Below are 20,806 nucleotides of genomic sequence, written 5' to 3' on the forward strand. Positions count from 1 at the left end.
CCCTCCACGCTTCAACGGAGCCGTTCGTCCGGGATGCTGTTCATCGGCAAGGGCTCGACGCTCCCCTCGTAGGCTGGAGGGAGCATCGGGCGGAGCCGCGACGCGGCGCCCTCCGGGAAGCCCGCGGGCACACAGGGAAGCCGCTCGTCCATGCCGGTGCGGAGGCTGAAGCGGGCCCGGATGCACTCGGGGAGCTGCCGGAAGTCCGTCACGTACCAGAGGCTCAGCGCGGTGCGGTCCTCGTCGCTGTCATTGGCGTGGGCGGCGTGGAGGAGCCGCGCGTCGATGACCACCAGGTCGCCGGCCGCGACCGGGAGCGGCACCTCGTCCTCGTAGGACTGGAAGGCGGGCGAGCTCGGGTCGCGCATCCTCCGCAGATCGGGCGTGTACGAGTCGCGGAGGTGGTCGTGGAGCGGGTGGCGTTTGCGGTGGCTGCCCGGGATGACGCGGAGACAGCCGTTGCGGGGTGTCGTGTCGACGAGATAGTAGATGAGGATCAGCTCTTGCGGGTCCGGCGCGTACGCGCTGGGGTGATTCCAGGCCGTGCCGTCCTGGTGCCAGAACGTCCGCGGCGTCCTCGGCAGCTTGTTGAAGACGATCCCGTGCTCGTAGCGCGGATCGTCGAAGCCGAGGTGACGGAGCGCGGCGAGCGTCCGCGGGTGGTCGATGAGATCGACCGACTCCGGATCTCGCAGGATATCGAGGAGGCTGCCGATCGCGACGTGCTTCTCCCGGTACTCGTCGGAGCCCTGGGGGGCGAGGATCCGCCCCGCGAGCGCGCGGCACCGGCGCACCTCGCCCGGCCCGAGGGCGCCGGGGACCACGGTGTATCCCTGCGAGAGGAGGCGATCCCGCTCGGCCCGCCATCGCGGCGGATCCGGGAGAGGGCTCGCGATCGGCTCATCCATCCCATTCATGAGGGCTCCTTTCGGGGCATACTCGCCCCTTCGAACCACGAGGTCTCGGGCGCGCGGGCCTCTGGCCGCGGCGTCGCGTCGACGCGGCGGATGGCCCGCGGGAGCGCGGCGCCGAGCAGCGCGAGGACGCCGAGGAGCCCCGCGAGCGCGGAGATCTGCGCCGGCTGCCCGGCGCCCGCGAAGCGGTGGCGCGGGACGGCGTCGACGTCGAAGGCCGCGAGGCCCTTGCCCCTGAAGAGGAGCGGATAGACGTGCTGCTTCAGCTGCTCATGGTAGGCGGCGATGCTGTCCCGGAAGGCGAGCTCGGTGGCCATGTCCGTGCCCGCCATCCGGTCGAGCAGGAGCTGGAGCGCGAGGGGCGGCAAGGCGAGGGCCGCCCGCTCGGTCCAGCGCTCCCGGCGCGCGAGCGCCGTGTGATACGCCTCGACCTCCCGGGCGACGTGCGCGTCGCCCATCTCGTGCATGGCGTAGTACCAGGGCCAGGAGAAGCGGTCCTCCGGCACGGGGGTGGAGGCCCACTCGGGGCGCCGCGCGAAGAACGGATCGAGCGTGGCGCGCTTCGGCCGGTCCCAGCCCGCGTTCATCTCCTGGCGCTGCGCGAGCGTGAGCTCGACGCCGCCGCGGGCGGGAGAGGCGGTGAGGATCGCGAGGTTGACGATCGAGGGCAAGAGGACGCACCAGGCCATCCAGGCGCCCACGAGCGTGATGGCGTTCCACGCCGATGAGCGGCCCAGCGAGGCGACGAGGAAGACGAGCACGAACCAGAGCGCGACGTACGCGAGCGAGGCGAGCGCGAAGGCGCCGGCGCGCGCGTCGAGCGGCAGGCCGAGCCAGGCGACGGCGAAGGCGAACAGCGCGAGCGCCACGGCGGAGACGAGCGCGGCGCGCAGCGCGAGCCGGACGGCGAGCAGGCGCGACAGGCGCGTCGGCTGGGAGCAGACGAGCGCCTCCGTGCCGAGGTCGTCGTCGCGCGAGCGGACATCGTAGCTCACGCCGATGATGAAGAGCGGGACGAGGAAGATGAGGACGAACCCGTAATCGAAGCTGCCGGCGAGCTGCTCGAGCGGATTGGCGATGTCCGTCTGGTAGAGCTGGGGCACGAGGCCGATGAAGCGCAGGTGACGGCTGTACGGGTGCACGTCGCGCAGCCCGGTCGACAGCGCCGTCCATTCGTTCGGTTCGTGCGCGATCGGCATCGCGAGGTGGTAGAGGACGAGGCCGAGGTCGTCGTGCGGCGCGTGGGTCTTGCGGAGATAGCTCTCCTCCTCCCTGAGCGCAGGCTCGAGCGCCGCGATGACCTCGCGCTCCGCGGCGACGCGGGCCGCGCCGTCCACGATGGCGGCGACGCCGGTCGCGAGCAGGAGAGAGGCGGTGACGAGGAGCACCCGCGCGCGGAGGAGCTGGCGGAGCTCGAGGCGAGCCCACGCGACGAACGGGCTCATGATGCCTCTCCGTGGCGGCGGGTGAAGAGCACGACGCCGAGCGAGAGCGCCGCCGCCCACGCGAGCACGGCGAGGCCCGCGGGCGCGACGCGGGACAGCGCCCATCCGGCGGGAGGCCGCCTGTGCTCGAAGGGGGAGAGCTCGCTCCACTCGGCCCGATCGACCCGCTGCGCCCTGTCGTCGTGCCAGCGGATCCTGGTGATGTGCAGGTGGTTCAGGTGCTGGATGAAGGCGTAGCGGTGCGCCTCGGCCTGCTGCTCGAAGTCGACGAGGTGGTGGGCGTCGGTGCCGGCGAGCCCCATCGAGAACGACCGGATCGCGAGCAGCGGCGTGAACAGGCCCGCCCGGAGCGCCAGCCCGTCCTGGGCGCGGTGCGCGTCGAACAGGCGCGTGGTGTAGTCGTTGAACAGCGCGGTGGTGACCTTCTCCGCCTCGCGCATCACGACGCCGCCGTAGTTGACCGGGAGGTCCTCGACCCGCGACGCGCCGTGCTCGGCCAGGGTGCGGCGCTGCAGCTCCTGGAAGTGGGGATTCCCGGGATCGTGGCTGTCGCCGACGCCGCGCATGGCGCGCGCCAGATCGAGCTCGACCTGGGCCCGCGAGGGCGTCGGGTGGAGGCGGCTCGCGGCCTGGGTGGCGAGCCGCGGCACGACGATCCAGAGCGCGATCCACAGGCCGAGCAGCGTCAGGAGGGCGCCCTGCGCGCGGCGGTGGAAGGACGAGACGAGCACGCCGAGCGCCGTGCAGGCGGTCAGATAGACGGCATAGCCGCCCGCGAGGAGGCCGGCGCGCAGGAGCGTATCGCTGGAAGCGTCGAGGATGCCCGTGAACCGCGCGCCGGCGAGCGCGAGGGCGAGGAGCGGCGCGAGCCAGAGCGCGACCGCGAGCAGCGTCCCGAGGGCCTTGCCGGCGATGAGGACGCGCGCGTCCACGCCCTGGGAGACGGCGAGGGCCCATGTCCCTGCCTCGCGCTCGCCGGCGACGCTGGCGAAGGTCATGCAGAAGATGAGCAGCGGGAGCAGCACCTGGAGGACGAAGGCGGCGCTCGGGGTCCCGAAGCGCGCGAGCTCGCTCGACTGCGCGGCCTCGCTGAAGCTCAGCGCGTTGCGCTGGTGCGGCTCGAGGAAGAGGGAAGTGCCGGCGAAGGACTCGAGGCCTGGGTCGAAGAAGCCGAGCGGGCTCGGCGGCCGGAAGGCGAAGGAGCCGTAATGGGCGGCGCGGTGCGGGTGGCGATCGGGCTGGTCGACCCACTGGCGGTGGACGAGCTCCTGGAGGGCCGCGCGCTGGCGGGCCTCGCCTGTGTGGCGCGCCGCCTCGAGCAGGAACGCCGCGACGAGGAGCGCCGCGACGAGCGCGGCGGCGACGCGGAAGGTGCGGTTGCGGAACGCGCGGATCGCCTCGTGCCGCGCCGCTGTGAAGAGGGCTCTCATGCGCTGACTCCCTGAGGGGCTCGTCGGACCGCGGCGGTCTCAGAAGCTCAAGGTGCCAGTCACGTACGCCGAGCGAGCGCTGCCCGGGTTGTGCTGGGCCCCTGCGGCGCCGAAGTCCTTGTACCAGATGGACGTGTCGTACGACCGGTCGAGCAGGTTGTTCACCTCGACGCCGACCGAGAGGGCCTCGGTGACGTCATAGGCCGCGCTCGCGTTGATGACGACGTAGTCGCCGACCTTCCGCGAGCCGTTCTCCTCGGTGAGGTTCTCCTTGTTCAGGTAGTAATCGCCCTGCGCGTAGCAGAAGAGCGAGACGAGCAGCTCCTGCACGGGGCGCACGTCGACTCCACCCTTGGCGCTGAAGCTCGGGACATGGTCGAGCTCCTTGCCCTTGTTCGCGGCGAGCGCCGGCCCGGGCTCGACCTGCTCGGAGATGGCGCGGCTGAACGCGCCCCACACCGAGAGGAACCCGAACGGCCGCAGCGTGAGCTCGACGTCGAAGCCGCGCCGCATCGTCTCGCCGACGTTCTCGGCGTCGCCGGAGCCGTCGCCCTTGTCCCGCACCTCGCCGCTCGCGCGCTGCTCCCAGTAGGCGAGGTGGCTCGTGATCCACGGGAAGACGCTCGACCTGTAGCCGATCTCCCATCCGTCGTTGATCGACGGATCGAGCGGCGCGCCCTGAACGGCATAGGCGCCCTTGCCGGTGCCGATCTGGAACGTGCGCCCGTAGTTGGCGTACAGACGCTGTCCCTTCACCGGCGTGACCATGACGCTCGCCTTCGGCTGCCAGATGAAGCCGTAGTCGTTGAGGTCGTGATCGACCCTGCGGGCCGCCTCGCCCTCGGGCTGCTCCAGGAAGCCGCCGGCGCCGGCCAGGCGGTCGGCCCGCAGCGCGGCCACCAGCTTGATCGGCTTGATCGGGCTCGCGCTCGCCTGCACGTAGGAGCCGGCGGCGTGAAGGGCGAAGTCCTCGTCGCGGAACGCGGCGCCCTGCCGCTGGCGATCGATCGTGGGGATGCGCTGGGTCCGGTTGTCCTGGAGCTGGTAGTCGACCCCCCACGCGACGGTGAGGCCGAGCGCCCGAGGGTCGCGCGCGCGGTACGTGAGGACGGAGATCGCGCCGTACTGCCTGTCGTTCTCGGCCCGCAGCTGCTGGTCGAGGTCGGGATCGAACTTCACCCACCGGTCCCGCAGGAACGCCTGCCCATAGCCCTTCAGCTGCCACGAGAGGCCCTGGGTGAGCTCGTGATCCAGGTGGACGCTCGCGTGGAGGGTCGTCTGCCGGCCGCCGTCGGTCGCCGCGTGGGCGGGCGACGCCGTGGGGCGCGCGCGCGCGTCCGCGGCCGACAGGTAGCCGGGGGCGTCCGCGTCGAGGAGCATGCCGCGCAGGATGAGCCCGACCCGGAGCCCCCTGGACGGCTCGTAAAACCACTTGGCCGAGCCGGCGACCCTGTCGGTCCTCGCGTGATCGCGGTAGTTGTCCGAGCCGCGGTACCCGGCGAAGTAGGTCTGGCTCAGGGCGTCGTGCTCGGTCGCGACGAGCACCTGGGGCTCGACGGTCCAGAAGCTCCCGGCGACGAGCCGGGCGATGCGCTCGCTCCCCGCCTTGCGGGTGATGACATGGATGTTGCCAGCGACGTTGTTCAGGCCGTAGCGCGGGTCGTTCGTGCCCTTGACGACCTCCATCCGCTCGATCTCGAGCGGGAAGACGGCCTTCATGTCGGGGAGGCCGACGTGGTGGTTGCTGGGGATGCCGTCGATGAGGAGCTTCGTGTGGGCGACGTCGCCCTGCGTGTTGAAGCCGCGGAGCCCCACGTCGGCGTTGATGATGCCCTGGTTGAAGGACTCGACGTAGACCGCCGGCACGCGCCGGAGCAGCTCGAGCGGCTCGGCCGTGCTCTGCCCCTGGATCACCTCGCCGCCGAGGATATCGACCGAGGTCACGACGTCGGCGCTGTCGAGCGGGCCGACCCGCTGGCCGATGACGACGACCTCCTCGCCGAGCGCGACGGAGGCGTCGGGCGCCGCGGTCTCGGGAGCGCCGGCCGGCGCGGCGCCTCCCGGGGGCGCCGCCGCGGCGGCGGGGGTCGAGAGGAGCGCGGCGAGCGCGGTGGCGAGGCCGGAGGCGCGCGCGCGCGGGGTCATGACAGGGCCTCGGGCGCAGGCGCGGCGGGCGCGCCGCCGCGCGGGGGGAGCGGGGGAGCTGCGTCACCGGGGGGGTCGAAGTGCCGGCGGTACAGCGAGAGGACCTCGGCCTCGGACAGGCGGGCGGCGCTCGTGATCTCGACGAGCCGGCCGGCCTTCATGACGCCGATCCGGTGCGCGATGCTCGCGACGGCGCCGAGGTCGTGCGTCACCATCAGCATGGCGGCGCCGCGGTCGCCCTCGCGCCGGATCGCGGCGCAGAGCTCGCGGACGGCGCCCGGATCCAGCCCGGAGGTCGGCTCGTCGAGGAGCAGGGCGCTGGCGCTCTTCGCCTGCGAGAGGGCGAGGACGACCTTCTGCCGCATGCCCTTGGAGTAGCCGCTCGCCGCGCGATGCACGGCGCCCTCGGGCAGCCCGGCCGCGGTGAGCAGCCGCGAGAGCTCCGCGGAGGGAGGCACGCGCGCCTGCGACAGGCCGAGGAAATAAGCGAGGTTCTCGCAGCCGGTGAGGTGCGGGTAGAGCCGCACCTGCTCAGGCACGTAGGCGATCCGCCGCCGCGCCCCGATGGGATCGGGCTCCACGTGGGCGGAGCCCACGTAGGCGGCGCCGGAGGAAGGCCTCGTGAAGCCGAGAAACAGGCTCAGCGTGGTGGTCTTGCCCGCCCCGTTGGGGCCGAGGAGACAGAATACCTCTCCGGCCGGGACCTCGAGATCGAGCGCGTCGAGCGCGGGGACGCCCCCGTAGGTTTTCGAAAGCTTGTTCGCCGTGAGCATGACTGGGCAGCCGGGGCGATCGCCGCCGGAGCGCACCTTATGCGAGCTGGACAACTGAAAGTCAATTGCAAATGTTATACAATTGCATTTGCGACGCTGCTTCGTGTCATGGTCGACGCGGCGCGGCCGCAGATCGGCCGCCCCTCCCCAGGACGACGCGGCGCGAGGCCTGTTCGCCAGCGCGTCGCGGCGCGTCCGTGCGCTCTGGACGAGCGTGCGGGTCAACCCGGGGAGCGAGGGCGACCGCGCCCGGGCCTGGATCGAGGCCGGCGCGCCGCCCGACGCGGCGCGCCGGCTCCGCGCCGGCGAGCCGCGCGCGTGATAGCGTGCCTGCCGCCGGCGCGGGGGGGCGACGCTTCGTTCACCTCCGCGGGCGGCAGAGAGGGGACACCGTGCGTCTGAAGGACAAGATCGCGCTCATCACCGGGGCGAGCAGGGGGATCGGGAGGGCCAGCGCGCTCGCGCTGGGCCGCGAGGGGGCCGTCGTGGTCGGCGTGGCGCGCACCGCGGCGGACCTTTCCGCGCTCGAGCGGGACGTCCGCGCCGCGGGCGGCCGCGGGCTGATGATAGAGGCCGACGTCACCCGCGCGGCCTCCGTGGCTGCCTGCGTGGAGCGGACGGTCCGCGAGCTCGGGCGGATCGACATCCTCGTCAACAACGCGGGTATCGGCGGCTACCGGCCGTTCCTCGAGTGGTCCGAGGACGACTACGATCGCATCATGGCGACGAACATGAAGGGGACCTGGCTGTTCTGCCGTGAGGTCATCCCCCACATGCGCCGCCAGGGCGGCGGCCATATCGTCAATGTCGCCAGCGTCGCCGGCCTGCAGGGCTATCCGAACGAGGCCATCTACTGCGCGTCCAAGTTCGCGCAGGTCGGCCTGACGCAGGCGCTCGACCGCGAGTTCTGGCAGGAGAACATCAAGGTGAGCGCCGTCTGCCCGGGCGGCGTCGAGACCCACTTCGCGCTCGGCGACGGGCGCACCGCGGGCTCGGAGCGCATGCAGGGCTTCTCCACCGCGGAGGACGTGGCCGAGGCCGTGGTGCTCGCCGCGCTGCCGCGGGATCGCTCGCGCATCGTGCAGATCGTGATGCGGCCCATGAACGAGGCCACCTAGCGCGGGGCCCGGAGGCGGCGATCACCTCGCCCGTGTCATCGATCCCGGTGCAGGGGCGGGGGGGGCTGCTGGCGGCTCGAATGCGGGAACGGCTTCGTCCCGCACACGATGTAGCCGACGCTGCCGCCGGCGCTCGCGTACGTCCCCCGGGCGATGGCCTCTGCGTTCCTGTGGGCCGCGGCCAGCGCCGCCGCCCAGCACGCCTCGAACACGTGCTCCTCGCCGCCGCCGGCGAGGAAATAGCGATGCGTGTCGGACCGGCTCCAGATCCAGAAGTCGCGCCGGGCGAAGTCGGCTATCTCCTCCACGGTCGCGCGCTGCTCCGCGGACGCATAGGGCGGCAGGACCATGCTCGCCTTGTCGTTGAGATAGACCTGGATATCGAGGAGACCGTGCCTGGCGAAGAGCTCGGGGACGAGCTCGCCCAGCGAGCTGTGCCCTTCACCCAGAGCCGCCTTGCCCCGCTCGCACAGGAGCTGGAAGCGCACGAGGGTGAGGGTCTCCTCGACCGGCGCGTGCAGCACGGCCGCGTCGAGCAGGGCGCCGGCCAGGTTGTTCGGCTCGGCGGCGGCCACGAGCCCGCCCGGCCTGGCGACGCGGACCATCTCGGCGATCATCGCGGCCGGATCCGCGGCGTGGATCAGCACCGTCTGGCACGTCACGAGATCGAACGTGTCGCCCTCGAACGGCAGCTGCTCGGCGAGCCCGACCTGATAGCGATACCGCTCGGCCTCCCCGCGCGCCGCCGCGCGCTCGGCCGCCTTCTCGACCCAGACCGGATCGCGGTCGACGCCGGTGATGCGCGCCGCCCTGGGCAGGACGCCGCCGAGCACGCGCCCCCAGTGCCCGACGCCGCACCCGACATCGAGCACCTCGCGCACCCGGCTCAGGCCCCACCTCCGCGCGAGGAGCTCGACGTAATCGTGATTCCACCAGCCGTCGCGCGATTCGCCGAAGTACTCGGCCGAGTGCGAGGGGTGCTCGGCGAACTCATTTCCCATGACAAGGCACCTCGGGCGGACCTCACGAGAAGGTGTGGTCTCAACGTATCGCCTCCGGTGCGCCCGCCGCAACTCGTGCCCGATGCGAGAGCTCGCGCCGGCGCGCCGGAATGGCTCTGAGGCCGCCCACGGCGTGGGCGACGAACGCGCGCCGCCCGTCGGCCGAAGCGACGACCGCCCCGGGATCCCGCGCGAGCGGGAGCTCGCCGAGCCGCCGGAGGTCCGCGGTCGCGAAGCTGGTAAGCGCGGGGTTCCACCGGCTCGCGACGAGCAGCGTCGCGCGGTCCGGCGTCATCGCGAGCCCCACCGGCTCGGTCGCCACGGGCACCAGGCAGCGACGCGCGAGCGGGGCGGCGGCGCCGGTCGGATCGAGCACCTCGAGCAGGCCGCGGTCGCGCAGCGAGGCGACGACGCGGCCGTCGCCCAGCACGATCACCTGGGCGGGCCGGCCCGCGAGCGGGGTGCGCGCGAGCGCGGCGCGGGCGTCGAGGTCGACGGTGTGGATGGCGCGATCGTCCTCGTCGGCGACGAAGGCGAGGGTGCGGCCGCCGAGGTCCGCGAGGGCGACGCCGGAGCCGGCGTGGGTCGGATCGAGCGGCGCGGGCGCGGGGCCCGCGGTGCGCCGTGCGCAGGACGGCGGCGGCGTCGGTCCGGCGGCGGCGATGATCGGCGGCGTCGGTCCGGCGGCGGCGGCGCTCGGCGCCGGCGGGGCCGCGTCGCGCGGGCGGGGGGTGCAGGAGATCAGGAGGGCGAGGGCGGTCGGGGCGGCGGCTCTCATGCCCGGGCCGTCGGGCGAGCGGTCGAGCGTGTGACAGGCGCGTCGCCGAGGAGGGACCGTCTCCTCGGGTCGCCGGATCGATCGCGCGGATACCCCTGTTCTGCAGGATCGACAGCGCCCCCTCGGCGTGCTGACGCTGCGGAGGGCCCCGAGGGAGACGAGCGCAAGAATATCCGGCAGATCGACGTCCTCGGGCCGATCATGGGGCCCGGTTCCAGACCTGCAAGGACAAGGGCCTGGACGCCATCGAGCCCGACGAGGTCGACGGCTACGCCAATGACTCGGGGTTCCCCTTCACCTACGAAGACCAGATCGCCGACAGCCGATTCATCGCGGAGCTCGCCCACGGCATGGGCATGTCCGTCGGGCTCAAGGGCGCGTGCAGGAGAAGGGAAGGTTCGATGTCGAAGCGGTTGAGCCCCGGCGCTGTCGTCGCCGGGGGTGGTGCACGTGGAGCTCTGCTTCGCGCTCCCGCACGCCGATCATGGGGGAGATGATCATCGAGGCCGAGCGACGAGGAGAGCTGCGAGGCGGCGGATCGGGCGACGACCGAAGGCCGAAGAAGAGCGCTCGATCCTCGAGCGAGCCCGCGCGATCGGCCCGTGCGAGATCGAGGATGCGTTGCTCGATCTCGATCTCGGGGGCGAGGCGCTGGTCCGCTGGCTCGCGGAGCCGATACGCCCATCGTGAGCTCCTGCAGGAAGACAGGAGACCGGGCGCGCGACCGCCGAGCTGCGCCTGCGACACGCAGCGCCCGCCCATCCCGCCAGGGTTCGAAGCAGGCACAGCAATCATAACCATCGCTCGATTGCAACAGCCAAGTTGATCGAAATGGTCGAGGGACCTGCGTTGATGCGCATGCGCGCTGATGCGCGCGAGTCGCTCAACATGCATGCGCCGAGCCTTCCGGGAGCGCGCGAGACACCCACGGGCGCGCAGCATCGCGCGTGTCGGCGCGCGCCTGCACCCCATGGCGGCGCACGCCGGCGATGGCGATCTCCGAGCATGAAGGCGAGGAGAAAATCTCGATCATCTTCCCGCCTGCATGTCTCCCTCCCCGGTCCGCGCGGGCCACCACCCGGAGGCCGGTGCCCCTCGCAGCGATGGAGCTGGCGCCCACGCGCTGTCAAATGGTATCACCGGGGCACGGCTCGCTTTGTAGCTCGTGCTCGACCGTCCCAGCACCAAGGTCCTCCCGGCAGTCTCCTACCTGTTCGCACCTGGTGTCTTGACGGTGACCCGAGCTCGGTTCTTCACCCATCGCGAGAGGCCCGGGAGCGCGCCGGGCTCGCGACCTCTGGCCTTGTTGCAAGGAAGCAATGGATAACAGGCTCGCCTCGATCTCGTGTACGACGCTGCTGAACGGCACGCCCATGCCGATGGCGTTGCTCTCCGGCACGGGGGAGGTGGTCGCCTGTAACCCGGCCTGGGAGGGGCGCGTCGGTCCTCCCGGGCGGGTCCTCGAGCGCGTGCACGAGGACGATCGCGGCGAGCTGACGGCGCGGATGACGGCCGCGCGCGCCGCCGCGGGCAGCGTCTCCGCGACGGCGCGCCTCGTGGACGCCCGCGGCGAGACCACCCCGCTGCAATGGACCCTGTGGCGCGCCGACGACACGGCGCTCTGGGCCGCCGTGAAGCCCGATCGCGATGCGTGGGAGACGCAGGCGCGCGTCCTCGTCGACGTGTTCCAGACGATGGATGCGGTGATCTGGGCCTGCGACCGGGCGGGCACGCTTCAGGTCTCCGACGGCAATGGGCTCGCGAACCTCGGGCTCAAGCCGGGTCAGCTCATCGGAAAGACCATGCTCGAGCTCTACGGCGAGGGCGCGCAGGTCCACGAGCTGTGCAGGCGCGCGCTCGCCGGCGAGACGGTCCGCATGGACACCGTGGCCGACGGCGTGCACTGGATCGTGCACTACGCGCCCCGCCGCGGCGAGGACGGCGAGATCGATGGCGTGCAGACGCTCGGCATCAACCTGGCCGACCACGTCAACCTCGCCGCGCAGGCGGAGCTGCTCCGCGCGTGCATCAGCAGCATGCCGATCATCATCTGGGCGTTCGACAAGGACGGCGTCTGCGTGGTGGCGCAGGGCGGGGCGCTCGCGCAGGTCGGCGCGATGGAGCGAAACGGGCTGGGCAAGCACATGAGCGAGCTCTGCGGCAACACGGACGACGTGCGCGAGGCCTTCCAGCGCGCCCTCTCCGGCGAGGTCGCGCACGCCGAGCAGAACCGGCAAGACGGCGTCTGGCGGACCAGGTTCGTCCCCCAGAAGGACGTGCTCGGCGAGATCATCGGCGTCGGCGCCATCAGCGAGGACATCACGCAGCAGCGCCGCGTCGAGCAGCAGCTGCGAGAGCAGCTGCGGCTCACCCAGGATCAGCAGGAGTCGATCGCGCGGCTGTCGAGCCCGATCATCGAGGTCTGGCAGGACGTGCTCATCGTGCCCTTGATCGGCGCGGTCGACGCGGATCGCGCGGCGATGGTGATGGAGTCGCTGCTCGCGGCCGTCGTGGAGCGGCAGGCGGCCTTCGCCATCCTCGACCTCACCGGCATCGATTCGGTCGACACGACCACGGCGCAGCACCTGATCAAGATCACCAACGGGCTGACGCTGCTCGGCTGCCGGGCCGTGGTCACCGGCATCCGCCCGCCGGTCGCGCAGACGATGGTCGGGCTGGGCTTCGATCTCTCGCAGGTGTGCACGCTGCGCAGCCTGAAAGAGGCGCTCCGCTGGTGCATGCGCGAGGCGCGGCGCCGCTGAGGCGCCGCGCCGCGCCGCCCGCTCAGCCGGGGCTCGACGGATCCGCCGGATCCGTGCCGGCGTCGCGCTCGTCGCCGTCGCGAACGCCGTCGCCGTCGCGGTCGACGCCGCTCCGCGGGCCCGAGCCGGGCGGCATGCAAGTGTACGTCACCCGGTGCCCGGTGAGCACGGAGAACCAGCGCAGGCCGACGTCGCTCACCGGCGGGGCCGCGCTCCGATCGGTGGTGAACTGACCTCCTCCTGCATAGAGCAGGCCGATCTCCTCCAGGAAGAACGGGATCTTCGCCACGAGGTCGCACTCCCCGACCTCGGCGCGCTCGAGGAGCAGGTCGATCCGCGGCCAGGCCGCCGCCGCGTTGTGCGCGCCGAGCGTGACCTGCTGCCCGACGATCGGCGCGAGGTTCGTGTCGAACGCGAGCATGAAGTCGACGGCTTGCTGGCGCAGGATCACGCCGGAGGCGTCGAGCGGGAAGCCGTTCGGCGTGAAACTGCTCTCCTCGAACCCGATCGCCTGGTGGAAGCGGAAAAGCGTGTCCATGACCCCGTCGTGCATGAACCCGAAGCCGCGGATCTGGTCGCCCATGAACTCGTTGTCTCCGGGGTGGAAGAGGCTCGGGACCGCGGCCATGCCGAACATGCCGACCTTCTGGTACATGTTGCGCAGGTGAGGGTTCTTGAAGCTCTGACCGTTCTCCTGTCCGACGCTCGAGCCGTCCGACCCGAAGAAGCCGGGGAAAGGCTCGCCGACGTCGGCGTTCGCGTCGGGGTCCAGGCTGTGGCAAGAGGCGCATGAGAACGTGCCGTCGACGCCCTCGCGGACGAAGTGATCGCGCCCGGCCTGCTGGTCGGGGGTGAGGGAATTGTCGAGATTCCGGATCGGGTTCGGCGGATACGTCAGCTGGAGGATGAAGTCGGTGAACGCCTCCATGTCGTCGTCCGGGATGGGCGCGTCCCGGCCGAGCAGGCCGGTGAAGCCGGCCTGGAATCGCCTGAACGCCGCGCGCTCGTCGAAGGACCCGCTGTCCGGCTGCGCGGTGGGCTCGTCGTTGCCGCCCGTGCGGTCGCCGCGCCAGTGCATCGGCCCGTGGTTGGCCATCCCGCGCAGGCTCTGGGTCGTCATCGGCCCCTTCATGGGCTTCAGCGTGGTGTCGGCGGGGAACGGCGGGTTGATGCTCGTGAACGGCCCAGCGTTCGTCTGGGTGGTCGCGTCCGGATTGCCGAGATCCCAGGCCAGGCTGTCGAGGTCGCCGAACACGTGGCAGCTCGCGCACGACGAGTCGCCGTGGCTCGACGTGAAGCTCGCGTCGTGGAGGAACACCCGCCCGCGGACCACGCTCTCCGGCTCGGGGTTGTGGAGCGCGATGTGCGCGGTCTCGGCGCGCGTCACGGTGTTGATGATCGAGATGGAGTTGTCGAAGCGCGTGAGCACGTACAGCCGGCCGCGCGGCTGATCGAGCGCGAGCCCGCTCGGCCCGCCGCCGCTGACCGGGATCTGGCTCGCTAGGCTCGGCGTGAAGGTGTCGCTCTCCAGCTCGGCCGTCGTGAAGACCCCGATCTTGCTCGACCCGAACGCGGCGACGTAGAGCTTCGACCCGTCGCTGGTCACCGCCATATCGACCGGCGTGGCGAGGCTCTTTGCGTTCTCCGGGTTGGGCACGGGGGCGCAGCACGTCGCGTAATCGATGTGCTTGTTCAGGTGCCGCGGCAGGGCCGCGCCGCCGCCGAGCACGGTGATCCGGCTCTCGTGCAGGTGTCCTCGGACGCTCGATCCGGCGAAGGTGCCCGGGCCCTCGAAGCGGTCGAGGTTGAACGCCTCGGTGTTGGAGACATAGACCTTCCCGTTCGCCGGGTTGACGACCATGTTGTAGAGGATGGTCCCCACGCCGGTGAAGAAGCCGGCGCTGCCGGGGCGCTGCTGCGGGGGGCTGGCCATGGCGTCGATGACGAAGACGTCCTTGTCCGGCAGCGAGAACCTGATCTCGTCGTCCCAGGGGCGGCCGAGGGTGTCGACCCAGTGGTCGCCGTCGTGGCGGACGATGAGCGATGTCGACGGCTGCGGCTCGCCGAGGAAGTTGGTGATCGGCGGCGGCAGTCCGCCGCCCTCCTCCACGAGCACGCGGTGGACGGCGGTCGTGCGATTGCCGGTGTGAAAGCCCGCGGCGTAGACCGAGGCCCCGTCCGGGCTGACCGCGAGCGCCCTCGGCGTGTCGGTGAAGAAGGTGAGGATCGTGAGGGGCGCGCCGCCGAGCGACGCGTCATTCACGACCGCGTTCGCGTTGAACACCCAGACGTCCGCGCGGCCGACCCCGGGCGTCGTCAGCTGCGGATCGAACGGCGCGTTCTGGCCCCGGTGGGCCGCGGTGATGAACGCGCGCGAGCGACCCGGGCCTGCGAAGACGATGTCGCGCGGCTCGTCCCCGACGAGGAGCGTGCGCACGAGCCGCGGGCGTGAGGGAAACGACACGTCGACGACGCTGACGCTGTCCGAGAGGTGATTGACGACCCACACCTCGTCGTTGCTGCGCGCGGCGACGGCGACGGGCTCGAGGCCCACGCTGACGGACGAGAGGTGCGAAAGGCCGCTCGAGGTGACGCGGAAGATCTCCAGGCGGTTGTCGGGTGTATTGGCCGCGAGCAGCAGCTTGCGGTCGGGCGAGAGCGCGAGCGGCCTCACCTGGCCGCTCTCGAAGAGCGTATACGACGGAGCCGCCTCCGCCCGGTGCCCGACCAAGAGGCACACGAAAACGGCGGCGGTGATGAGCAGGGAACTGAGAGAGCGTGGATGACGATGTAGGACCATCCTGACCTCCTTGCGGGGTAAAGGGGAGATTATCCCCTCAGCATAGAACCGCATGGCGGTGCCCTGGAATCAAGTGTTTATTGCATTCATTGATGCGCGCGGTCCCTCATTCGTGCCCGGCGCGGGCGGTGCTGAGGGATCGATATATGCATTGGTGGAACGAGCGGGCGCTCATTGGGGGGGACGCTCACGTCGGCCATGCCGGTGCGCCCCATCCACCGCCGGGGTGCGCCGCGCGGCTTGACGACGCGTAACAAATCGGTTACGCGTCTCCCCATGGACGGGGTTGCCCAGGCGCTCGCGGATCCGATCCGCCGGGAGATCCTGCGGATGCTGCGCGACCGCAGCGCCACGGCCGGCGCCATCGCCGGCGCGTTTCCGGTCAGCCGCCCGGCTGTCAGTCGGCACCTGCGTGTCCTGCGCGAGGCGGGCCTGGTGCGCGACGTCCAGTGCGGCCGCGAGCGCGAGTACCGCCTCGAGCTCGGCCCGCTCGCCGAGCTCGAGGCGTTCCTGCGAGCGCTGCACGCCGAGAGCCCGTGGCATCGCCGCTTTGACGCGCTCGAGACCGAGGTGCACCGCGTCGGCCGACAGCGGCGCATGGCGACCGCGACCCCATCCAGCAACGAAACGAAACGCAAGAAGGAGACAGCATGAGCCCCCGACCCACCGGCCGCGTCCGGAGCACGGCGACAGGCGCCGATCTCGTCATCACGCGCAGCTTCCGCGCTCCCATTGAAGACGTCTGGCAGAGCGTCACCGCCTCCGAGAGCACGGCGCGCTGGATCGGCCCGTGGGACGGGGAGGCGGGGCCCGGGAAGACGGTGCGCCTGCAGATGGCGTTCGAGCAGGGGGCGCCGTGGTGCGACGTCTCGATCGAGGCGTGCGAGCCGCCGCATCGCGTCGCGCTGTCGGCGAAGGGCGATTACGGCGCGTGGCGGCTCGAGCTGTCGCTCGCGGCGAAGGGCGAGACGACCGAGCTCACCTTCGTCCAGCACCTCACCGATCCCGCGCTCGCCGGCGATACAGGGCCTGGGTGGGAGTATTACCTCGACATGCTCGTCGCCTCCCGGCTCGGCGAGCCGCTGCCCAGCTTCGCCGACTACTACCCGGCGCAGCGCGATTATTACCTGGGCGACGCCAGCACGCAGGCGTAGCCGGCCGCGCCCACGCCGATCGAGGGGTTCGTCGACGTGACGGGCGCGCCACCTCGCCCCTCCGTATCCAGCTCGACTTCACCCATCGCCGCTTCGCCGAGATCGAGCTCCGGCCGGTCCCGGGCCTCGCCGGCGCCGCTGGCGCCGCCGCCTTCGCCCTCGCCGCTCGACCCGTCGTCGACCTCGAACAGCGTGTTCCCCATCACCACGTACCAGGCGCCCTCGAACCAGCGTGCGTGTCCTAGACGCGAGCCTATCTCGCGCGGAGCGGCGCCCGGGGCGCCCAGGTAGCGTTTCGGCGGGTTGAGGAACATCACCTCGCCGGTGTCGCTGACGCCGTCGTGGCCCAGGCGCGCAGGCGGATCGTCGAGCTGGCTGGGGGTACTGAAGAAGCTGAGCTGGTGCTGCGCGCCGCTCGGGGTTCTCAGCCAGACCTGCTCCGAGCCGCGCGGGCCCTGGAGAAACGCGATATAGCCCGCGTGGAGCTGGTAGGCGCCCGTCTGGGCGCCCTCGGGGCGAGCGACAGGGGCGACACCGAGCGGCGCCTGCCCGGACGGGGTTGCGAGGATGGTTTTATGCTGACCGGAATTGAGGATCCTCGTGAACACCACATTGCGCCCGTCCGTCACGGGGCGCGTGATCTCCTCCGCGCTCGTTGCCAGCAGCGTGCTCGTTCCATTTCTGCGCGTGTAGAGTGACGAGCGGCCCTCCACATAGGCGAGGAGCCCGTCCTCGGCGACATCCAGCTTGGAGCGGTCCAGCGCGGCGCCGAGCGCGAGCTCGTCGGTGCCCGACGCAAGATCGCGCAGGTACGTGCCGCTCCCCGAGTACGCCATGTAATCGCCGCTCACGAAAGCGAGACGGCCGTGCTCCGCCAGCTTCAGCAGGGCGCCGTCGCGCCACTCGTACACGGTGCCCGCGCCACCCCCGCCGAGCCCCACCGGCACCTCGATCACGGCGCCGGCGCCGGTGAGAAACCCTCGCATGGTTTCGTTGAACTGGGACGGATAGGGCAACGGCACCTTGAGGATCCGCGTGATGACCCGTGTCGCTCGATCGAGCGAGAAGAACTCCAGTCGTGCGTTGACGAACAGGATCCTCGATCCATCGAAATCGAGGATCTGGCCGGGCATCTCCTCGATCGCCGTGAGCAGCGGGCTTGTCTCGACGTGGATCGTGGAGCCCGCGACGGTCATGCTGCTGAAGGTGTCGATGACATTGAATTCCAGCCCGAAGCGACGGCCGCTGAGCGCGCTGAGGTCGACGACGGTGTCGAGCGCCGCCGTGCCCCGCGCGAGTTCGACCGAGGTCGGCGGGGTCGTCGTATCGCGGAAGACGGCGAGGACCCGGATGGTGCAGTCCTCCGGGTGGTCGTCGACGCAGGTCGCGGCGAGCCGGAGCGCCGGATGGGCGACCGACTCGTGCCTCGGCGCCAGGATCTGGACGGTAGGCGGTTGGTCCTTGAGCACGGTGCGCTGCGCGGACACGCTGGTGCCCGTGACGTCGGTCGCCGTGACGGTCAGGATGTGCTCGCCGTACGGCAGCCCGAACATCGAGATGCCCGCCCTGTAGGTGGTGCCTCCGGTGTTCGTGAGGATCACGGAGCCCGCGCCGAGCTGCGCCGTGACACGCGCGATCTGGAGCGTGGAGCTCACCTGGACCTGGACGCTGACGCTCCCGTCGATCCATGCGCGCTGTCCGGGATACACGAATGTCACATCGATGGCCGCCCAGGCCGCGCGCGCAGGCAGCATGGCGAGCGCGCAGACCAGCGACATCAAGAGAACACGGATGGTTCGCATGCTTCTCCTCACCTCTCGCACCTCACCGGTGCGTACCTTCGGATCAGGAAAATTCTCCGCTTATCGGCGGTACGGCGGGTCGGGCGCGATGAAGGCGCCCGGCGCCGCCGCCGGGGCGCTCAGGGGCTCATCGTGGCGACGAAGACCTCGGTGCCGGCCGCCGCCGCCGCTCGTCGGCGGGTTGAAGGTAGCGACGTAGGCGTCGGTAGACCCTCCAGAGGGAATCGGACCGGTTCCGAAGTCCACGGGGCCGAACGCGCGGCCGGTGAGGGCGACCGTGCCGGTCGAGGACAGGCAGATATCCTCCACGTCGGCATCGAAGTTGATCGACCAGAGCTCCACCCCGCTCGCATCGAGCTTCGCAAGGCCGCGACCGGCGACGATGATGTCGCCGGCGGGATCGAGCACGATCCTGTCGCCGAAGCGGACCGAGCGGCCGAAGATAGGCTCGCCTGCGGCATCCAGCTTGACGAGGACGGAGCCGGCGGGGAGGGTCCCGCTGCCGAAGTCGATGGATCCATCCGTCTCGCCCGTGACGAGGATCTCGTCCTCCTCATTGATTGCCACCGCGTGCGCCGTCACGCCCTTATACAGGTCGGCCGAAGTGGACAGGAAATATTGCACCCAGAGCACATTGCCCGTCGGATCGTACTTGGAGACGATGAATCTGCTCGTATAGGGGGGGGCGGCGTTGGGGCTATCGGTCACCACCGCCACGGGGTTGCCAGCGCTGTCGAGCGCGAGGCGCGCATTGGTGTAAGATCCTGGTAGCGACTTCATCCAGAGGAGGGCCTTGGTCGCGGCGTCGATCTTCGCGAGGTAGGCGGTCTCCCACTGGAGGTGGACGACGTACATATTGCCAAGAGCATCGATGGCGATCTTCTCTACGGAGTGCACCCCCGGGAACGCATAGGGGCCGTTGCTCCAGATGTGGTTGCCGTCGGGGTCGAACTGGGCCACGAAGAAGGACGTGTCTTCGGCGGGGATGGGGCCCCCGCCCAGATCGGGGCCCGGGGCCCAAGGCGCGCCCGTGTACGTGCCGGTGAGGAGGACGTTGCCGTTCTCGTCGACGGTCACGGCACCTCCGCGCTCGTCGCGCTCGGTCCCGAAGCGCTGGCTCCAGAGCGTCGTGCCCGAGGGATCGAGCTTGAGAAAGAAGACGTCTGACTGTCCAGCGCTGGTCAGCGGGCCGGTACCGAAGTCGATGGTCCCGCTGAAGGAGCCCGAGACGTAGTAATTGCCGTAGGCGTCGCTCGCGATGGACCAGCCCTCGTCGGCGCCAGGGCCGCCGAAGCCTCGCGCCCACGGCGGCGGCTGAGCGCAGTGGGGCTCGCCGTCGCACCCGGCACCGCCGCCGCCGCCGCCGGTGCCGGGCGCGCCGCCGCCGCCGCCGGTGCCGGGCGCGCCTCCGTGGCCGCCGGTGCCGGGCGCACCGCCCTCACCGCCGTGGCCGCCGGTGCCGGGCGCGCCGCCGTCGCCGCCGGTGCCGGGCGCGCCTCCGTGGCCGCCGGTGCCGGGCGCACCGCCCTCACCGCCGTGGCCGCCGGTGCCGGGCGCGCCGCCGTCGCCGCCGGTGCCAGGCGCGCCGCCGTGGCCGCCGGTGCCGGGCGCGCCTCCGTGGCCGCCGGTGCCGGGCTCACCGCCGTGGCCGCCGGTGCCAGGCGCGCCGCCGTGGCCGCCGGTGCCGGGCTCACCGCCGTGGCCGCCGGTGCCAGGCGCGCCGCCGTGGCCGCCGGTGCCAGGCGCGCCGCCGTCACCGCCGGTGCCAGGCGCGCCGCCGTCACCGCTCGAGCCTCCTGCACCCTCCGCGACGCCGCCGCTGCCGCCTGTGCCATCTGCGCCGCCGTTATCCCCGCCGCGCCCGATGGGCTCGCACGCGGTGAGGCCGGCAAGGGCCGCGATGGTCAGGGCGGAAGCGCCCCTTGGGCGACCCCTGAGCCTCAAGCCACGACGTTCAATGGTTTCGGACATGTCGGCTTCGTTGCTCGACAGGAGCGCCGCGTTCATCCGGCCTCCACGAAAAGTGGTTCGCCCTCTCCCCCTGGCTCTTCAACCACGCGCCTTGCTACGCTGCGGTATCGTCCTGGCGGCGCTCGACGCAGGCCGGTAATGGGGTTTGAGCAGGCCAGAGGGGTTGCCATGGCGGATTCCAGTACAGTTGTTCTCGATGAGGCGATCTCGTCCGATGCCCTGCTGCTATCCAACCTCATCGAGCTGTACATTCACGATCTCAGCGACGTGTTCCCCGGCATAGAGTTGATGGCGGACGGGCGCTTCGGCTACGACAAGCTCCCTCTCTACTGGTCCGAGCGGGACCGCCGGTTCGCCTTCGTCCTTCGATGTGGCGGGCGCGTCGCGGGGTTCGTCCTGGCGACGCGGGGCTCACCGGCGGCGGCTGACCCGGATGTCCTCGATATCGCCGAGTTCTTCGTCCTGCGGCGATACCGCCGCTCCGGCGTGGGCCGCCGGGCGGCCGTCCTCCTCTGGCAGCGCATTCCGGGCAAGTGGACCGTGCGCGTCTCCGAGGGCAACGCAGGGGCCCTCGCGTTCTGGCGCGGCGTCGTCGCGGAGTTCACGAACGGCGCTGCGACGGAGTCGACGCGCCCTGGCCAGCCGCATGCCTGGCGGGTGTTCTCCTTCGAGAGCGTGCCCGAGCGCGTCGCCCTCTGACGCCGGTGTGGGCG

Annotated in this window: 17 protein-coding genes; 7 read left to right on the plus strand and 10 right to left on the minus strand. The window is 71.3% G+C overall.

Annotated features, from left to right (window positions below; all coding sequences use genetic code 11):
- Positions 1-11: 11 nt before the first annotated feature.
- From WMF17_RS43720 to WMF17_RS43740, 5 genes are read right to left on the minus strand one after another with little or no spacing between them, the layout of a single operon-like run.
- Entirely contained in the window at positions 12-917 is a 906-nt protein-coding gene (locus WMF17_RS43720) for a phytanoyl-CoA dioxygenase family protein (protein ID WP_437599491.1), read from the minus strand.
- Positions 914-2,359, minus strand: coding sequence for a DUF3526 domain-containing protein (locus tag WMF17_RS43725; RefSeq protein ID WP_437646824.1), 1,446 nt, complete (start codon positions 2,357-2,359; stop codon positions 914-916). Before WMF17_RS43725 ends, WMF17_RS43720 begins: the two co-directional genes overlap by 4 nt.
- On the minus strand, positions 2,356-3,789 hold the full coding sequence (locus WMF17_RS43730) for a DUF3526 domain-containing protein (RefSeq protein ID WP_437599493.1): 1,434 nt from the start codon (positions 3,787-3,789) through the stop codon (positions 2,356-2,358). Before WMF17_RS43730 ends, WMF17_RS43725 begins: the two co-directional genes overlap by 4 nt.
- A gap of 39 nt (positions 3,790-3,828) precedes the next feature.
- A complete protein-coding gene (locus WMF17_RS43735; RefSeq protein ID WP_437646826.1) occupies positions 3,829-5,934 on the minus strand; it encodes a TonB-dependent receptor in 2,106 nt (701 codons plus the stop codon).
- Positions 5,931-6,707 (minus strand): ABC transporter ATP-binding protein, encoded by a 777-nt coding sequence (locus WMF17_RS43740; protein ID WP_437646828.1) that lies wholly within the window; start codon positions 6,705-6,707, stop codon positions 5,931-5,933. The genes WMF17_RS43735 and WMF17_RS43740 overlap by 4 nt, the downstream gene beginning before the upstream one ends.
- A gap of 103 nt (positions 6,708-6,810) precedes the next feature.
- Here WMF17_RS43740 and WMF17_RS43745 point away from each other — a divergent pair, with 103 nt between their 5' ends.
- Together WMF17_RS43745 and WMF17_RS43750 are read left to right on the plus strand one after the other, a co-directional pair.
- Positions 6,811-7,029, plus strand: a complete 219-nt coding sequence (locus tag WMF17_RS43745) for a hypothetical protein (protein ID WP_437646830.1) — start codon at positions 6,811-6,813, stop codon at positions 7,027-7,029.
- Positions 7,030-7,099: 70 nt separating this feature from the next.
- A complete protein-coding gene (locus tag WMF17_RS43750) occupies positions 7,100-7,825 on the plus strand; it encodes an SDR family oxidoreductase (RefSeq protein ID WP_437599497.1) in 726 nt (241 codons plus the stop codon).
- Positions 7,826-7,860: 35 nt separating this feature from the next.
- Here the strand turns inward: WMF17_RS43750 and WMF17_RS43755 are convergent, their stop codons facing one another.
- Positions 7,861-8,826, minus strand: coding sequence for a class I SAM-dependent methyltransferase (locus tag WMF17_RS43755; protein ID WP_437599498.1), 966 nt, complete (start codon positions 8,824-8,826; stop codon positions 7,861-7,863).
- A 40-nt stretch (positions 8,827-8,866) separates the two neighbouring features.
- Positions 8,867-9,604 (minus strand): YncE family protein, encoded by a 738-nt coding sequence (locus WMF17_RS43760; RefSeq protein ID WP_437599499.1) that lies wholly within the window; start codon positions 9,602-9,604, stop codon positions 8,867-8,869.
- Between the two features lie 245 nt (positions 9,605-9,849).
- On the opposite strand from WMF17_RS43760, the gene WMF17_RS43765 reads away from it, so the two are divergent.
- Together WMF17_RS43765 and WMF17_RS43770 are read left to right on the plus strand one after the other, a co-directional pair.
- Positions 9,850-10,101 carry an endo alpha-1,4 polygalactosaminidase gene (locus WMF17_RS43765; RefSeq protein WP_437604371.1) on the plus strand — a complete coding sequence of 84 codons (252 nt, stop codon included), beginning with the start codon at positions 9,850-9,852 and terminating at the stop codon, positions 10,099-10,101.
- 822 nt (positions 10,102-10,923) lie between these two features.
- On the plus strand, positions 10,924-12,366 hold the full coding sequence (locus WMF17_RS43770; protein ID WP_437599500.1) for a PAS domain-containing protein: 1,443 nt from the start codon (positions 10,924-10,926) through the stop codon (positions 12,364-12,366).
- A 22-nt stretch (positions 12,367-12,388) separates the two neighbouring features.
- Here the strand turns inward: WMF17_RS43770 and WMF17_RS43775 are convergent, their stop codons facing one another.
- Positions 12,389-15,166, minus strand: a complete 2,778-nt coding sequence (locus tag WMF17_RS43775; protein ID WP_437646832.1) for a hypothetical protein — start codon at positions 15,164-15,166, stop codon at positions 12,389-12,391.
- A 276-nt stretch (positions 15,167-15,442) separates the two neighbouring features.
- Here WMF17_RS43775 and WMF17_RS43780 point away from each other — a divergent pair, with 276 nt between their 5' ends.
- Together WMF17_RS43780 and WMF17_RS43785 are read left to right on the plus strand one after the other, a co-directional pair.
- Positions 15,443-15,820, plus strand: coding sequence for an ArsR/SmtB family transcription factor (locus WMF17_RS43780; RefSeq protein ID WP_437604372.1), 378 nt, complete (start codon positions 15,443-15,445; stop codon positions 15,818-15,820).
- Positions 15,817-16,320, plus strand: a complete 504-nt coding sequence (locus WMF17_RS43785; protein ID WP_437646834.1) for an SRPBCC family protein — start codon at positions 15,817-15,819, stop codon at positions 16,318-16,320. The genes WMF17_RS43780 and WMF17_RS43785 overlap by 4 nt, the downstream gene beginning before the upstream one ends.
- Here WMF17_RS43785 and WMF17_RS43790 read toward each other — a convergent pair.
- Together WMF17_RS43790 and WMF17_RS43795 are read right to left on the minus strand one after the other, a co-directional pair.
- Positions 16,290-18,122 carry a hypothetical protein gene (locus WMF17_RS43790; protein ID WP_437646836.1) on the minus strand — a complete coding sequence of 611 codons (1,833 nt, stop codon included), beginning with the start codon at positions 18,120-18,122 and terminating at the stop codon, positions 16,290-16,292. The genes WMF17_RS43785 and WMF17_RS43790 overlap by 31 nt on opposite strands.
- 60 nt (positions 18,123-18,182) lie before the next feature.
- Complete coding sequence (locus WMF17_RS43795; RefSeq protein WP_437646837.1) at positions 18,183-20,066, minus strand: hypothetical protein; 1,884 nt, start codon at positions 20,064-20,066, stop codon at positions 18,183-18,185.
- Between the two features lie 195 nt (positions 20,067-20,261).
- Between WMF17_RS43795 and WMF17_RS43800 the strand changes: the two genes are divergently transcribed.
- Positions 20,262-20,792, plus strand: coding sequence for a GNAT family N-acetyltransferase (locus tag WMF17_RS43800; RefSeq protein WP_437599505.1), 531 nt, complete (start codon positions 20,262-20,264; stop codon positions 20,790-20,792).
- Positions 20,793-20,806: the final 14 nt, after the last annotated feature.

The sequence above is a fragment of the Sorangium sp. So ce362 genome, from assembly GCF_051519845.1.
Classification (GTDB): domain Bacteria; phylum Myxococcota_A; class Polyangia; order Polyangiales; family Polyangiaceae; genus Sorangium.